The sequence below is a fragment of the Helicobacter sp. genome (genome assembly GCF_022511165.1).
In the GTDB taxonomy this organism is placed as follows: domain Bacteria; phylum Campylobacterota; class Campylobacteria; order Campylobacterales; family Helicobacteraceae; genus Helicobacter_C.
In genome coordinates this window covers 1-13,796 of record NZ_JAFLSB010000037.1, presented here as the reverse complement: position 1 = coordinate 13,796, position 13,796 = coordinate 1, and the positions used below count along the sequence as shown (strand labels likewise).

The following is a 13,796-nucleotide window of genomic DNA, read 5'->3' as shown; positions in this document are numbered from 1 at the left end:
AAGTTTCTAAATTATGAATCTTAAGGCATTTTGGCGCATAGATACATCAAAAAAATACATCAACCAAAGCTCAAAACAAATTTCCTCCACAAAACCCATTAATCAATTTACACACTTTTATGCTAGAATGATACTCCCTAAAATAAAATAATTATGAAGTTCTAAAGATACATCTAAGGTGTCCTATGCAATTTGAAATGCTTTACTCAAAAATTCATCGTGCTCGTGTGAGTGATGCAAATCTTAACTATGTCGGCTCAATCACCATTGACAAAGCACTTGCTCAAAGCGCCAATCTCTTAGCAGGAATGAAAGTAGAAATTCTTAACATCAATAATGGGGAACGTTTCAGTACCTATGTAATTTATGGCGATAAAAAGGGTGAGATATGCCTTAATGGAGCAGCAGCACGCAAGGTGCAAATAGGTGATGTGATTATCATCATAGCTTATGCTTCCTACAACCAAGAGGAACTCGCAAACTACAAACCCACAATCGTGCAAGTGGGAGAAAATAATGAGATTCTATCTATAACAAGTGAGGTGTGATAATGTTTGACCCAAACCAACTTGGAGCTTTGCTCGGTTCAATGCAGGATTCAATTAAGGAGCTAGAAGAACAAAACAAGCAAACAACGCTTACTGCTAAAAGCGGCGGTGGGCTTGTGAGCGTGAGTGCTAATGGTGCGGGAGAAGTGATTGATATAAGCATTGATGATAGCCTACTTGAAGATAAAGAATCCTTGCAGATTCTACTCATAAGTGCATTTAATGATTTGTGTAAAAATATAGAAAGCAATCGTCAATCAAGCGCTTTAAATCTCCTCAATGGACTAGGTGGGGGGTTTAACATCTTTGGCGGAAAACCAAATGCCTAAAAATTTAGCGCATCATATTCACACTTTTTTTTACAAATTTCACGCATTATGTTTCGTTTCTCTACTCTTTTATAGTGCGTCTTTATGGGGATATGACTATTCCCATTGTGTAAAATATTTCAAAGCTGCAAGCACTCCTGTAGGCTCAAGCTATGCTATTAGCCTCAAAAATGGCGCACAACAACATCATATTATGTTTTCGCCCACAGCCCCAAGTGGCGTGAAGATTCTAAAAGCCGATCCATTCATAGGACTCTATCTCATCGCTGCGGCACGCACAAAGCAAAGCTATGACTTGCTTGCACTTGATGCGCGCACACTTAAAGACAAGAATCTTGCCTTTATTAGCGCAAATGCCAAAGTCCATACAGGGCAGATTACAAAACGACAAAATGGCTTTATTGATTATGCGCAATTCTCATCATCTACATCTGCCAATGGCGTTTTGGGCAATATTTGCTATCAAATTTATGGCATAGGCGTGGGCAATCAAAAATTTATCGAAAAAAAATATATTGATAGATTTCTTGCACAAAAAACCCCCTATTATGGCGATTTGGGCATTCGATTTAGCTCATCTAAGCCTATTGTAAGCATAATGAATCCTTTTACTGATATTCCTTTTCAACCACAAGATGAGATTCTCTCTATCAATGGCACAAAAATTAATAATAGCAGTGAAGCCGAGTGGATTATCAGCAATCTCAAAAAAGGTTCAAGCGCAAAGGTGCTTATTAGACGCGGTAACAAAACCCTGCAAGTAAATGCTAAGGTAAGCCAACGATATGGTGGATTCTTACTTAAAGAGACATTCTTAGAGCAATTTGGCATTAATATTGATGAAAATATGATTATCCAATCCATTAATCCCTCTCTTGCAGGGCGATTTTCCCCGCTACGCGCAGGCGATAAAATCGTATGGATTAATAAAGAGCCAATTCTCACAAATGCCACTGATACGATACACAAACGATTTGAACGATTAAAATACCTTCTCTCTCAAACGCGATTTGATGAGCGATTTGGAGATAAGATGCAGCTTCTTATTGTGCGGAATAATCTTGAGATTTTTATCAAGCTTTAGGAGAGTATATGCGACAAAATATCACAGAGATTCTTAATGATTTTGAATCTTTTCTCATTGCTCAAGCCCCAAAGATTCCAAGCTTTCACCCACATTATGAAAATGCACTTTGGGAGATGATGAAAAATGGTGGCAAACGCTTTCGCCCTGCCCTGCTTTTTTGTATCGTTGATGCCCTCGCCCCACAACTCTTAAAAAATGCTTTTTTGCCTGCATTAAGCATAGAGTGCATTCATACCTATTCCCTTATCCACGATGATTTGCCCTGTATGGATAATGCCCCATTACGAAGAGGGGCTGCCACCTTACATACCAAATATGATGAAACACTTGCTTTGCTTGTGGGTGATGGATTAAATACCTATGCGTTTTTTCTCCTAGCTCTTGCACATCTTGATGCAAAAGTGCGCCTAGAGCTTATCCAAGCTCTCTCTCTCAATGCCGGAATCGGTGGTATGGTGCTAGGGCAAATGCTTGATTGCGCCTTTGAGCATACTAAACTCTCCTTAGAACAACTCAAAATCATTCATCTCAATAAAACAGCTAAACTCATTGCTACCTCACTACAATTTGGTGGCATTATCGCTTGTGCGCCCAAAGAACTATGCGCCTTGCTTTATGAATTTGGTTTAGAACTTGGCATATATTTTCAACTTCGTGATGATATTATTGATGCCTGCCTTGATGAGACACAAGCAGGTAAAACTACGCAAAATGATACCTATAAAAATAGTTATGTGAATCTGCTTGGATTAGAGGGGGCAAAGGCAGAATTTCGTGTGCAAAAATCACAACTTCAAGACAAAATTGCACGATTTGAAAACGCCATAAGCAAGAATCTAAACTCGCTTTTACAAGATTATTTTAAGGAGATTGAATGAAAAGGATTTTACTTACCAATGATGATGGCTTTGAATCAAGTGGCTTAAGCGCACTCAAAGATGCTTTGCGGAATCTTGCCCATATTATGGTGGTTGCCCCTGCGAACGAAAAATCCGCTTGTGGGCACGGGCTAACCCTCACACGTCCGCTTAGCTTTGTGCGTCTTGATGATGATTTTTATAAGCTCGAAGATGGCACACCAAGTGATTGTGTGTATCTTGCGCTTAATACACTCTACAAAGAGGACTACAAGCCTGATTTGGTAATTTCTGGCATTAATTTAGGCTCAAATATGGGAGAAGATATTACCTATTCAGGCACGATTGCAGGGGCTATGGAAGCGTGTATTCAAGGAGTGCCTTCTATCGCCATATCACAAATGATGAAAGATATAAATCGCTCTAAGCATTTTGATTTTTCACTCGCACAAAAATGTATCGTAGATATTGTAAAAATGATTTTTGACAAAGGCTTTCCATTAGGAGAGCGCAAACTGCTTAACATCAATGTTCCTCCTATCAAACCCCAAGAATGCAAGGGCTATAAAATCACGCAAATGGGATATAGAATCTACGCCAATGATGCGCATTTGCACCGCAACCCTTGGGGAAGAGAATACTATTGGCTAGGATTGCACCCACTGCAATGGGAGGAGCGAAAAGATACACCCTATGATAATGGCTCGGATTTTAAGGCAATTCACGAAAATTACATTTCCCTTACGCCTATAAAACTTGATATGACAAGTTATGAAGATAACGCAAATCTCTCTGCTTGGATTAAGCAGTGAATCTTGTAATGCAATCAGCAAAGGCAGAAAGTCAAATATGTGATAGATACACGCGCTCAAGAATGCTCTTTGGCGATACCTTCAAACATTTACAAAATCAAAAAGTGCTTATTTTTGGCGTAGGAGGCGTGGGCGGATTTGCGCTAGATTGCCTCTATCGCAGTGGTATAAGAAATATTACAATCATCGATAAAGATTGCTTTGATGTTACAAACCAAAATCGCCAAATCGGCGCAGAATATCTTAATGAGCCAAAAGTAGCAGTTTTAGCCAAACTCTATGAGGGCATTACCCCCATACAAGAACGCGCAAGTGCGGAGTTTTTCACTCAATTTGATATGATGGAATTTGATTATATTATTGATGCCATTGATGATATTTATACAAAAGTGCAAATTGCCAAAATCGCCTCAAACAAGCCATTAGGGCGATATATCGTCTCCACAGGCTCTGCTAAAAAACTTAGCCCCCTACATATCCGCGTGGATAATATTTGGAAAACTTATGGCGACAAATTTGCACGAAAATTGCGCATTCATCTTAAAAAAGCCCATATCAAAAAACCCTTTAAGGCAGTATTCAGCCCTGAAGTGCCAAAATGCAAGAATCTAGGGAGCTGTAGTGCAGTAACAGCAAGTTTTGGACTAACAATTGCAAGTGAAGTTATACAAAATATACTTAAGGAGGAATATGATGCGCGATGATTATGATAATTTTGAAGATGATGAATACAGCCAAGATGATATGGATCTTGAATATTTTGATGAAGATGAAGGCAATTCATATAGTAACTATGATGATGATGACTATGAAAGTCCTGATAGCGAATATGATGATGAGTAAGCTATGAATAAAAATGCCCCTCTAACACTCAAAGTCGCCCTCTTGCAACAAGCCTATACAGGCGATAGAGAAAGTATGATAGAAAAAAGTGCGCAAATGATAGCACAGGCAAAAAAAAGCGGAGCAGAACTTGTATGTTTGCAGGAGCTACATACGCGCGAATACTTCTGCCAAAGCGAGAATCCACGCTTTTTTGATTATGCAGCTGATTTTAATAAAGATATTGCCTTTTTTAGCTCTCTTGCCAAAAAACATCACATTGTTTTGCTTACCTCACTCTTTGAGCGGCGCAGTGCAGGGCTGTATCATAATACTGCAGTTGTGTTTGAAAAAAATGGCGAAATAGCTGGAAAATACCGCAAAATGCACATTCCAGACGACCCACAATTTTATGAAAAATTTTATTTTACCCCCGGTGATATGGGTTTTGAGCCTATACAAACAAGTGTAGGAAAGCTTGGAGTGCTTATTTGCTGGGACCAGTGGTATCCTGAAGCTGCACGCATTATGGCGCTTAAAGGGGCGCAAATGCTTATTTACCCTACCGCCATTGGGTGGTTTGATGAGGATAGTAAGCAAGAAAAAATGCGTCAAAAAGAAGCTTGGATAGCTGTGCAGAGAGGGCATAGTATCGCTAATGGATTGCCCACAATGGCGATTAATCGTGTAGGCTTTGAATCTGATAGTAGCGGGGTGGGCAATGGCATACGATTTTGGGGCTCAAGCTTTATCTTTGGCGCACAAGGTGAGCTTATCGCTCAAGCAAGTGAGGATAAAGAGGAGATTCTCTATGGCTGTATTGATTTGCAAAGAAGCGAGGAAGTGCGCCGTATGTGGCCTTTTTTGCGTGATAGGCGCATAGAATCTTACAAGCCTCTTTTGAAAAGATTCTGCGATTAGGCGTTATTGCTTTCTTTAAAGTCAATAAGATATTTGAAAAGCTCATCAAAATTCCTTTTTGTCTGCTTATTAAGCCCTATTTTGTTTTCTTTGGACTCTAATTTCTTTAAAATTTCGTCTTTAAAACTACTTGAGATAATACTCACTTGTTTATTTTCTTTATAGCTATCAAAGCCAAATCTTTCTCTGTCCTCACTACTAAAGAGCTGCTCTATCTCTAGATTCTCTTTATTTAAATGTTCAAAGCCTTTTTTAAATTCTTTGTTATCTTCTATAAAAGCTTCTTTGAGTGTTAGGACACTTAGGGCTTTAAACTTAGAATCTGCCTCAACACCTTCTTTCATAGCCCTTCCTGCCTTATCATCATCTACAAGCAAAATAGGATTTAAAATATTGCATTTTTTAGCAAACTCAAGCAAATGCTCCACTTTTTTCTCCTGCTCTGAGCTCATTTCGGGCGTGTTTTGCTTAGAGTCTTTTTGGCTTTTAGAACCTTGATTTTCCTTATCATCAGCACCAAGCCCGCCTATTGGCAAAAAGATAAGCTCTTTAGAATCTGCTGTATCTTTGTTGTTTTGAGCATAGATTCTTGCATAAGCTGTGAGGATATTATAATCTGCTATACCCTCGACAAATATAACTTTGCTCTTATCAAAGTCAATCTGCCCTCCTAATGCCAAAAATATCTCTTTGAGCACATCACTTTCCCCATAGCCTAAAGCCGAGATATTATTGATAAAAGCCGAGCCTTTTAAATCGCTAGATATTTCGCTACAAGGCTTCACAATGCGTACCTTATCAAGATGATTAATATCAATCATAGAGGGCGAGTGTGTCGCTATGATAAATAAAATCCCGCTTTGTCTGCCAAAGTCCCGTAAAAAATCGCGTAAATCTCTTTGTGCGGGAAGAGATAGGCTATTTTCTGGCTCATCAATACACACAATATCTCCTCTGCTTATCTCTTGGCTATAAAGGAAGTTAAAATAGAGATTAAAAAACTTTCTAAAGCCCACGCTCTGTTTATCTAAATCAATTATCTCTTTATCTTTTGTGATATTTAAAAGCACTTCTTGTGAATCGAGCCGAATTTCAAACGCATAGACTTTTTTCTCAAGGCAGTATAGCTCATTAAAACGTTTATTAATGACTTCTTGTAGATGTTTATTAATTTCTTCTTCTATCTTTCTATGATACTTTGTTTCAGCCTCTGCTATCCTGCTTATAATGTCTATACACTCTTTTTTGCTTTTATTGCGATTTAAAATGGTATTGAGTGTTTGAAAAAATGCAGATTCTGCTATGTCTTTAGGCTTCACACTCAAATCTTTGCTTGTAATCTTTCGCTCTTTATAGAGTGTAATAGAAGGTGGAAAAGCAACATCACAATGCTTTTTTAGCATATCATCATCGACTATGATTGTTTTTACAAAGCTTTCCAATGGCTTTTTGGACATTTTTACAAACTCTTCTTTATCTACGAATTGGAAGGACTCTTCGTTCTCTCCGGAGGAGAAGGAGTAGTTGGGAATACCTTGTATAATCTGCCCTAGTGTTTCATAGTAATACTGGAAAAGCCCTATATCTATATCCCAAATCTGCCTCATATCCCAAATCCCTTCTATTCCCTCCTCGATTTCATATAATTTTTCATTATATCTGCTCGTGATTGATTGAATTTTATTAATGATTGCATACATATGCTCTCTAGCCTCTGCTACACCAGATATTTGTTGTTCTTTTTTAGGTAGGGTGGTGGAAAGACCCCCCATATCATTTAATGTTGCTTTAAAGGTTTTTGGAGGAATTTCTTGTTGTAAAGTGCTTTCTTGTGCGGATTCAAAAGCTTCTTTTAAAAAGTCTCTTAACTGCTTTGCATCATCACAATCTTTCGGGGCTTTTTCCCCTACTTTAAAACTACAATTAAGCTTTATAGCGCGATTACTATCTTTTATCTCATCAAAAGATTTGTTTTCAAGGATTCTAAAGCATTTTAATGCCTTGCCACCCTCATCTGCGCTACACAATAGCACATATTTATTCTTTTTTAATATAAGCCGAATCTCTGTATGTTTTTTGTCATTTTCTTGGGTGGTGTTAGTCTCTATATAATCGCCATATACTGCCCATACTTCATCATCTCTAAACTTTTGCTCAATAAATTCACAATATTGATTTTTTGTAAAGGATTGACTTTCAGTAGCCCCCCCCCCGCATTTTGATTCATATTTTTTGTAGCAGTATCAAGGCTGCCTGCAGTAAAAAATATCCCATAAGTCTTGCCTGTAAAATTATCTTTGCACTCATTTATTATTTTAGATTTCCCCTCTATTGCCTGAAGTGTTTGCTCATCAGCAATACAATATGTAAGCGTAAGCTCTGGTGCCCCCTTATAATTATCAAAATCTGGCTTATCCTCCTCTTTCAAGCTTTTGTTAGAAAAACGCTCCAATCCCTCAAAAACATTACTTTTACCTGCATTATTACCACCAAGTAAGACAAGCAAACCACCCTCATTTATAGCATCTAAATGCAGTGTATTACTTATTTTTGCATTGTTTGCCCCTGCACTCCTTACCTTTTCCTCTAACTCCTCTTTTGAGTTTATACCTAGATTCCTAAAATGCTCAAATACAAGCCCTCTTGTGTTTATCTTTTTCATCTTATCTCCTTTGTGTTTTTTATATCAAGGCGTAAGCCTAGCTTAGCATATAACTCACCTAGTGGCGCAAGCTTTTCTCTCTCTTCCTTGTCTAAAGTCTTTTTGCCCTTACTGCCTTTAGATAGAATCTTTTGGCATTCAAGCAAATAGTCCAAAATTGGATCAAGCACTTGTGTTCGTGCTATTGCATCAATAAATGCTACTTTCACGCTACTCTCCTTTTTTAAAAGATTTGCAATAATATGCGCTCTATCTTGTATGTTGTTTGGCTGCACAAGATTTTTTATAATATAGCTCATCGCCTCGCTTTTGCTAAGCTGCTCTTCTTGCATTACAAAATCAAAAAAATTGCACAATTTGGGCTCGATAGAATCCTTATATCCTGTTTCATACATTTGTATGAATCTATATGCTGTAGGGCGCGAAACTTGCAAAAAATCTGCCAAATCCACGAGTCGAATCTCAACCTCCTTTAATCGCTCTCGCAAGAGCTTTGGCATTTTTTGACTTATCTGCTTCATAGCCTTGCGCTCCTTTTTGTATTTTTTGATGTGATGCTAAATATTATATAGGATATACACAATTTTGTCAATATGTATTTTACATTTTTTGTAAAGTAGATATTGACAAAATTATTACTATATGTTGTAACTACAACTCTTAATTCAGTATCATTTTATATTTTGGGATATATAATTCTACGCTCTCTTTTAGGAAGCAAATTTTCTCATAAAGGATAGAATGATGAAAAAAGTTCTCATCAGTTTAGCTCTTAGCGCAGGTTTAGCAACAGGTGCATTTGCTGCAGCAAATAGCAATACAGGTTGTGGTCTTGGTTCAACACTCATTGATAAGCAAGGGCTTTTGTGGAATCTATTCCAAATCACAACAAATGCCTCTACTGGTACACAAACTTTTGGTATTACCTCAGGAACATCAGGCTGTAAGTCTGGCAAAATTGTTATGGATAGCCGCACACAAGAATTCGTAGCTTCTAATATGGACGCTCTTTCTCAAGAAATTGCACAAGGAAGAGGCGAACACCTTGATACACTCGTAGAACTTCTTAATGTAAGCGACAAAGAAGCTTTCAAAGTAGCTCTTCAAGAAAACTACAATAAACTCTATGCAAGCAAAGATGCACAAAGCGCAGATGTTCTTGATGGCGTAGCAAGTTTATAATTTTTTAGCATACAAAGCCCATAAAAGCTTTGTATGCACCCACTCTTTTCTATCATTTTTAAACTTTCGAGGCTCATTTGATTTATCATAAATTTTTTATTCCTCTCTCTTTTGTGTTTTTGCTCCATACAAATACTTTTGCTCATACCCAAAGCACAGAAATTATTATCGAAAACCTTATCGCTCAAGCCAAAGCTTTAAATCTTGCAGATTCAAAAGAATGGAAAGATCTTTTGCATATTGATACACATAAAAGCGAAATTATTTCGCCCTATTTTTTTCTCACACCAAATATCAAAAAATCTAAAAATCTCGCTCAAGATGAGTTAGAAGCTACGATTGTTGCTTTTTATGCGCCAATCTCCTCTATTGTCGTGCCTGAAGTGATTAAACAAAAAAGGCTAAGGCAAATCATAGAATTTGAAGAAAATGACATCAAGCTCCCCACACGCTCCATTGAGCCACAAGATTATCACGCGCTTTGTCGCTTCCCTGCGCGTCTAAACTTTCTCTCCAAGCATCTTGATTTTGTCTCTTTGCCTCAATTAGAGTGTGCAGAGTTTGAAGCTATGCTTAAATATATCGCCCCCACCAAGGCAAGTATTGTTTTCCCCTCTGCTCATATTAATTCTCCTGCTTCGATGTTTGGACATACATTTTTGCTCTTAGATTCTGTGTTTCAATCGCGCCTCCTTGCCTTTGCAATTAATTACCAAGCAGATGCAGACCAAAATACAGAAAATCCTATTGCCTTTGCCTTTAATGGGCTTTTTGGCTTTTACACGGGAAGTTATTCTAACTTGCCCTATTATGATAAAATCAAAGAATATGCCAATGTAGAATCCCGCGATATGTGGGAATATGAGCTTAATTTGAATCCCCAAGAAATTACCCAACTCTATAATCACATTTGGGAGCTAAGTGATTCTTTTAGCTGGTATTATTTCTTTGATCGAAATTGCTCCTATAATATCTTGTGGCTACTTGAAGTCGCACGTCCAAGTCTGCAACTGCGCCATCAATTTATCTACCAAGTCAATCCTCCTGAAACACTCTTTGTTTTCCAAAAAGCCAATCTTATTACTCAAATCGTCTATCGTCCAAGCAAACGCGCTAAACTCCTTTCTTATGAAAAAGTAATGAGTAATGCTCAAGTTTCACTTGCTAAATCCCTTGCCAAAGGTGCAAAAGAACCTGAAGCAATCGCACAAGATTCTAAACTCCCACTAAGCGCGAAGCAATACATCTTAGAATCAGCTATTGAGCTAAGCGAATACCGCTTTATTAAGGGCAAACTTGATAAAGAAAAATATACAGAAATTGCACATAATCTTGCTTCTGTGCGCTCTAGCCTTGGCGCAAACACACCGCCTTTTTTACCCATCCCTTCAAATCCGCTAGAGGGCAATCAAAGTTTGCGCATTACTCCAATGCTTCTTGTAAATAAACAAGGGGGGGGGCACCCTGCGCTTGATTTTAGAATCGCCTATCACGATTTAACAGATAATGACAAAGGCTATTTAAAGGGAGCGCAAATTGAGCTTATGCGCGCTTTGGGCTATTATGATACAAGTAAAACGCACAATGGCTTTACACTCTATGAGCTTAATATCCTCTCTGTTGCCTCAATCGCGCAGATGAGCAAATTTTTTAAGCCTTTTTCTTATCGGCTTGAGACTGGATTTAACCGCAAATTTAATGATGAGGATTTGCATTATTTTGCAGCATTTGGTGGGGGATTCTCTCTTAATTTTTTTAATTTTGGATATAGCTATTATCTGCTTGAACCAACCTTTTTTGTCAATCATCATCGCCCCGATTTTGCCCTCAACCAAGTATTTGGACTGATTTTACAAGATGATAATCGCCTCAAGGCTACCCTAGAATATAAGCTAAAAGGTTATGATATAAATCATTTTAATCACTCTATTGATAGCACATTAAGCATTAATCTCAAGCAAAATCTCGCTCTCCTTGCACGACTTTCAATGCTCAAGAATGATCTTAATCCCTCATTCCAACCCACATCAATGTTTGGCGTGAGATTCTATTTTTAAGCTTTATATTGATGTAGTGTAAGGATTTTTAGAATCTTAGAATCTTGCTTTCTCTATTTTTAACAGATTCTTGTTTTTTTTAGATTCTCAATTCTTGCTGTGTGTTAATAAGCCTTATACCTTAGCTCAATACATTGGCTAATTTTTAATAATTCTCTATATAATATCCCCAAAATTAGAAGGGAAATAATGCTTGATTTTGAGTTTATGCGACAATGCGTGCCGATGTTTGCCAAAGCCCTCTCTCTTACCCTATATATTGCTTTTTTTGGCATTACACTCTCGCTTCTTATTGGGTTTATAAGCGCACAGATTCTTTTTTTTAAAGTGCGTTTTTTGCGCTTTATTGTAAGTATTTATGTGGAATTAGCGCGTAATACACCCCTGCTTATACAGCTTTTTTTCCTCTACTATGGATTACATAGTATAATAGGAGTGAATCTCAATGAATATGTGTGTGCGATTGTGGGATTAGCTTTCTTGGGCGGGGGCTATATGTGTGAGAGCTTTCGCACAGGATTAGAATCTATCCCCCGCTCACAAATTGAAAGCGCCCAAAGCCTTGGGCTAGGCACAGAACAAATGATGCGCTATGTGATTCTCCCTCAATCACTTGGCGTTGCTCTGCCCTCTGTGGGCGCAAATATAATTTTTCTTTTGAAAGAAACTTCAGTTGTGAGCGTGATTGCCCTCGCAGATGTGATGTTTGTAGCAAAAGATGTGATTACGCAATATTACAAAACCAACGAAGCTCTCTTAATGCTTTTATTGTGCTACCTCATCGTGCTTTTGCCACTTTCTGTGATATTTTCACTGCTTGAGCGATACTATAAAAATCGGGTGCTGTAATGGAAATATTTTTTGTTGGCTCAAATCTCGCACGACTCGCTCAAGGGGTGCTTCTCACGCTTCAAATCGCGCTTATTTCTATTATCTTTGCCACACTTGGCGGATTATTGCTAGGCTTTGTGATGACTATCAAAAATATATTCTTGCAAGGGCTATGTCGATTCTACCTTGAATGTGTGCGCATTGTGCCTATCTTAGCGTGGCTTTTTGTGGTGTTTTTTGGCATCTCACAAGCCTTTGATATTAATTTAGATGCCATAACAAGTGCAATTATTGTCTTTAGCCTTTGGGGGATCGCTGAAGTGGGGGATTTGGTGCGCGGGGCTATCACCTCTTTACCCAAACATCAAACCCAAAGTGGCAAGGCTTTGGGCTTAAAGCAATGGCAAATTATGCTCTATATTATCTTACCTCAAGCATTGCAGAGGCTTTTACCCTCTCTTATCTCACTCTCCACGCGTATGATAAAAACCACCTCGCTTGTAGCTCTGCTTGGTGCGGTAGATTTGCTCAAAGTTGGACAGCAAATTATCGAGCTTAATAAATCAAACCCAAATGCGAGTTTTTGGGTATATGGGGGAATTTTTTGCACCTACTTTATCCTCTGCTATCCGCTCTCATACTTAAGCAAAAAATTGGAGAAAACATATCAATGAACACACCCTTACTTCGCATCTCTCATCTTAAGAAAACCTATGATGGCGTGCATTTTGTATTAGATGATATTTCGCTTGATGTGCAAAAAGGTGAGGTTGTGGTGATTTTAGGTGCAAGTGGCTGTGGTAAAAGCACCTTTTTGCGCTGTATTAATGGACTAGAATCCACACAAGGCGGAGAGATTTTGCTTCAAAATGAACGCATTAATCACAAAAAGGCTCAATGGAGTAAGATTCGCCAACGCATCGGTATGGTTTTTCAAAGCTATGATTTATTTCCCCATATGAGCGTGATTGATAATATTTTGCTAGGACCCCTTAAAGTCCAAAAACGCGACAAAAAGGAAGCACTTGCACAAGCACGCGCCCTCCTTAAACGTGTAGGACTAGAAGAAAAAATAGAATCCTCACCCAAAGCATTAAGTGGTGGGCAAAAGCAACGCGTGGCTATTGTGAGGGCATTATGTATGAATCCAGAAATTATGCTTTTTGATGAAGTAACTGCCTCACTTGACCCAGAAATGGTAAAAGAGGTGCTAGAAGTGATTTTAGAACTTGCCAAAGAGGGTATGACGATGCTCATTGTAACCCACGAAATGCGCTTTGCCCAAAAAGTCGCTGATAGGATTTGCTTTTTTGATGAGGGCAAGCTCATTGAGCAATCCTCCCCGCAAACATTTTTTACCGCACCCAAAAGCCAAAGAGCGCAGAAATTTTTAAATGTTTTTGAGCTTTAAAATTTGGTTACAGATAAATAGAGACAAAAAGGTAAGTTCTAGAATCTTAAAAACACAAGCTTTTATTTTGGATTTTAAGTTAAATGCAGAATTAAAATTTTTTAGATTCTATGGTTTTGATTTAGAATCTAAGCTAAAGGATTATTTTTAAAACAAATAAGATTTTAGAATTCTCTCAACTTTTTATATTTGCTAGATTCTTTTTTCTATAAGGGGGAGGGGCTTAAATTGCGAAGTCGCTCCCTCCCCCTTATTATCCCCCACCCCGACGACGCTT

16 protein-coding genes are annotated in these 13,796 nt (G+C 38.1%); 13 read left to right on the top strand and 3 right to left on the bottom strand.

Annotated features, from left to right (window positions below; all coding sequences use genetic code 11):
- Positions 1 to 185 precede the first annotated feature (185 nt).
- The 8 genes from panD to J1E28_RS06040 are packed head-to-tail and all read left to right on the top strand — an operon-like array spanning position 186 to position 5,376.
- Positions 186 to 548, top strand: coding sequence for an aspartate 1-decarboxylase (gene panD / locus J1E28_RS06075; RefSeq protein WP_291027791.1), 363 nt, complete (start codon positions 186 to 188; stop codon positions 546 to 548).
- Between the two features lie 2 nt (positions 549 to 550).
- The gene (locus tag J1E28_RS06070) at positions 551 to 877 is read left to right on the top strand and encodes a YbaB/EbfC family nucleoid-associated protein (protein WP_291027789.1); all 327 of its coding nucleotides are present in this window, start codon (positions 551 to 553) and stop codon (positions 875 to 877) included.
- Complete coding sequence (locus tag J1E28_RS06065; RefSeq protein WP_291027787.1) at positions 870 to 1,961, top strand: PDZ domain-containing protein; 1,092 nt, start codon at positions 870 to 872, stop codon at positions 1,959 to 1,961. Before J1E28_RS06070 ends, J1E28_RS06065 begins: the two co-directional genes overlap by 8 nt.
- Positions 1,962 to 1,969: 8 nt before the next feature.
- Positions 1,970 to 2,842, top strand: a complete 873-nt coding sequence (locus tag J1E28_RS06060) for a polyprenyl synthetase family protein (RefSeq protein WP_291027785.1) — start codon at positions 1,970 to 1,972, stop codon at positions 2,840 to 2,842.
- Positions 2,839 to 3,633 (top strand): 5'/3'-nucleotidase SurE, encoded by a 795-nt coding sequence (gene surE / locus J1E28_RS06055; protein WP_291027783.1) that lies wholly within the window; start codon positions 2,839 to 2,841, stop codon positions 3,631 to 3,633. The genes J1E28_RS06060 and surE overlap by 4 nt, the downstream gene beginning before the upstream one ends.
- 8 nt (positions 3,634 to 3,641) lie before the next feature.
- Positions 3,642 to 4,337 carry a ThiF family adenylyltransferase gene (locus tag J1E28_RS06050; RefSeq protein WP_291027795.1) on the top strand — a complete coding sequence of 232 codons (696 nt, stop codon included), beginning with the start codon at positions 3,642 to 3,644 and terminating at the stop codon, positions 4,335 to 4,337.
- Positions 4,324 to 4,476 (top strand): hypothetical protein, encoded by a 153-nt coding sequence (locus J1E28_RS06045; protein ID WP_291027781.1) that lies wholly within the window; start codon positions 4,324 to 4,326, stop codon positions 4,474 to 4,476. The genes J1E28_RS06050 and J1E28_RS06045 overlap by 14 nt, the downstream gene beginning before the upstream one ends.
- A 3-nt stretch (positions 4,477 to 4,479) precedes the next feature.
- The gene (locus J1E28_RS06040; RefSeq protein ID WP_291027779.1) at positions 4,480 to 5,376 is read left to right on the top strand and encodes a carbon-nitrogen hydrolase; all 897 of its coding nucleotides are present in this window, start codon (positions 4,480 to 4,482) and stop codon (positions 5,374 to 5,376) included.
- Here J1E28_RS06040 and J1E28_RS06035 read toward each other — a convergent pair.
- The 3 genes from J1E28_RS06035 to J1E28_RS06025 form a co-directional block, all read right to left on the bottom strand.
- The gene (locus tag J1E28_RS06035; protein ID WP_291027777.1) at positions 5,373 to 7,409 is read right to left on the bottom strand and encodes an AAA family ATPase; all 2,037 of its coding nucleotides are present in this window, start codon (positions 7,407 to 7,409) and stop codon (positions 5,373 to 5,375) included. The genes J1E28_RS06040 and J1E28_RS06035 overlap by 4 nt on opposite strands.
- A gap of 71 nt (positions 7,410 to 7,480) precedes the next feature.
- Complete coding sequence (locus tag J1E28_RS06030) at positions 7,481 to 8,038, bottom strand: hypothetical protein (RefSeq protein ID WP_291027775.1); 558 nt, start codon at positions 8,036 to 8,038, stop codon at positions 7,481 to 7,483.
- Positions 8,035 to 8,559, bottom strand: a complete 525-nt coding sequence (locus J1E28_RS06025) for a hypothetical protein (RefSeq protein ID WP_291027774.1) — start codon at positions 8,557 to 8,559, stop codon at positions 8,035 to 8,037. The genes J1E28_RS06030 and J1E28_RS06025 overlap by 4 nt, the downstream gene beginning before the upstream one ends.
- 223 nt (positions 8,560 to 8,782) lie before the next feature.
- Between J1E28_RS06025 and J1E28_RS06020 the strand changes: the two genes are divergently transcribed.
- The 5 genes from J1E28_RS06020 (at position 8,783) to J1E28_RS06000 (ending at position 13,519) form a co-directional block, all read left to right on the top strand.
- Complete coding sequence (locus J1E28_RS06020; protein ID WP_291027772.1) at positions 8,783 to 9,220, top strand: DUF3015 family protein; 438 nt, start codon at positions 8,783 to 8,785, stop codon at positions 9,218 to 9,220.
- A gap of 77 nt (positions 9,221 to 9,297) precedes the next feature.
- The gene (locus J1E28_RS06015; protein WP_291027770.1) at positions 9,298 to 11,277 is read left to right on the top strand and encodes a DUF4105 domain-containing protein; all 1,980 of its coding nucleotides are present in this window, start codon (positions 9,298 to 9,300) and stop codon (positions 11,275 to 11,277) included.
- A 186-nt stretch (positions 11,278 to 11,463) separates the two neighbouring features.
- Positions 11,464 to 12,126, top strand: coding sequence for an amino acid ABC transporter permease (locus J1E28_RS06010; RefSeq protein ID WP_291027793.1), 663 nt, complete (start codon positions 11,464 to 11,466; stop codon positions 12,124 to 12,126).
- Positions 12,126 to 12,782 (top strand): amino acid ABC transporter permease, encoded by a 657-nt coding sequence (locus J1E28_RS06005; RefSeq protein ID WP_291027768.1) that lies wholly within the window; start codon positions 12,126 to 12,128, stop codon positions 12,780 to 12,782. Before J1E28_RS06010 ends, J1E28_RS06005 begins: the two co-directional genes overlap by 1 nt.
- Entirely contained in the window at positions 12,779 to 13,519 is a 741-nt protein-coding gene (locus J1E28_RS06000) for an amino acid ABC transporter ATP-binding protein (RefSeq protein ID WP_291027766.1), read from the top strand. The genes J1E28_RS06005 and J1E28_RS06000 overlap by 4 nt, the downstream gene beginning before the upstream one ends.
- Positions 13,520 to 13,796: the final 277 nt, after the last annotated feature.

Bases quoted from the DNA above. Each gene is read 5' to 3' on its own strand.
- J1E28_RS06005 (WP_291027768.1), top strand. From the start codon at position 12,126: ATGGAAATATTTTTTGTTGGCTCAAATCTCGCACGACTCGCTCAAGGG.
- J1E28_RS06000 (WP_291027766.1), top strand. From the start codon at position 12,779: ATGAACACACCCTTACTTCGCATCTCTCATCTTAAGAAAACCTATGAT.
- J1E28_RS06065 (WP_291027787.1), top strand. From the start codon at position 870: ATGCCTAAAAATTTAGCGCATCATATTCACACTTTTTTTTACAAATTT.
- J1E28_RS06040 (WP_291027779.1), top strand. From the start codon at position 4,480: ATGAATAAAAATGCCCCTCTAACACTCAAAGTCGCCCTCTTGCAACAA.
- J1E28_RS06060 (WP_291027785.1), top strand. From the start codon at position 1,970: ATGCGACAAAATATCACAGAGATTCTTAATGATTTTGAATCTTTTCTC.
- J1E28_RS06030 (WP_291027775.1), bottom strand. From the start codon at position 8,038: ATGAAAAAGATAAACACAAGAGGGCTTGTATTTGAGCATTTTAGGAAT.
- surE (WP_291027783.1), top strand. From the start codon at position 2,839: ATGAAAAGGATTTTACTTACCAATGATGATGGCTTTGAATCAAGTGGC.
- J1E28_RS06070 (WP_291027789.1), top strand. From the start codon at position 551: ATGTTTGACCCAAACCAACTTGGAGCTTTGCTCGGTTCAATGCAGGAT.
- J1E28_RS06045 (WP_291027781.1), top strand. From the start codon at position 4,324: ATGATGCGCGATGATTATGATAATTTTGAAGATGATGAATACAGCCAA.
- J1E28_RS06050 (WP_291027795.1), top strand. From the start codon at position 3,642: ATGCAATCAGCAAAGGCAGAAAGTCAAATATGTGATAGATACACGCGC.
- panD (WP_291027791.1), top strand. From the start codon at position 186: ATGCAATTTGAAATGCTTTACTCAAAAATTCATCGTGCTCGTGTGAGT.
- J1E28_RS06020 (WP_291027772.1), top strand. From the start codon at position 8,783: ATGAAAAAAGTTCTCATCAGTTTAGCTCTTAGCGCAGGTTTAGCAACA.
- J1E28_RS06025 (WP_291027774.1), bottom strand. From the start codon at position 8,559: ATGAAGCAGATAAGTCAAAAAATGCCAAAGCTCTTGCGAGAGCGATTA.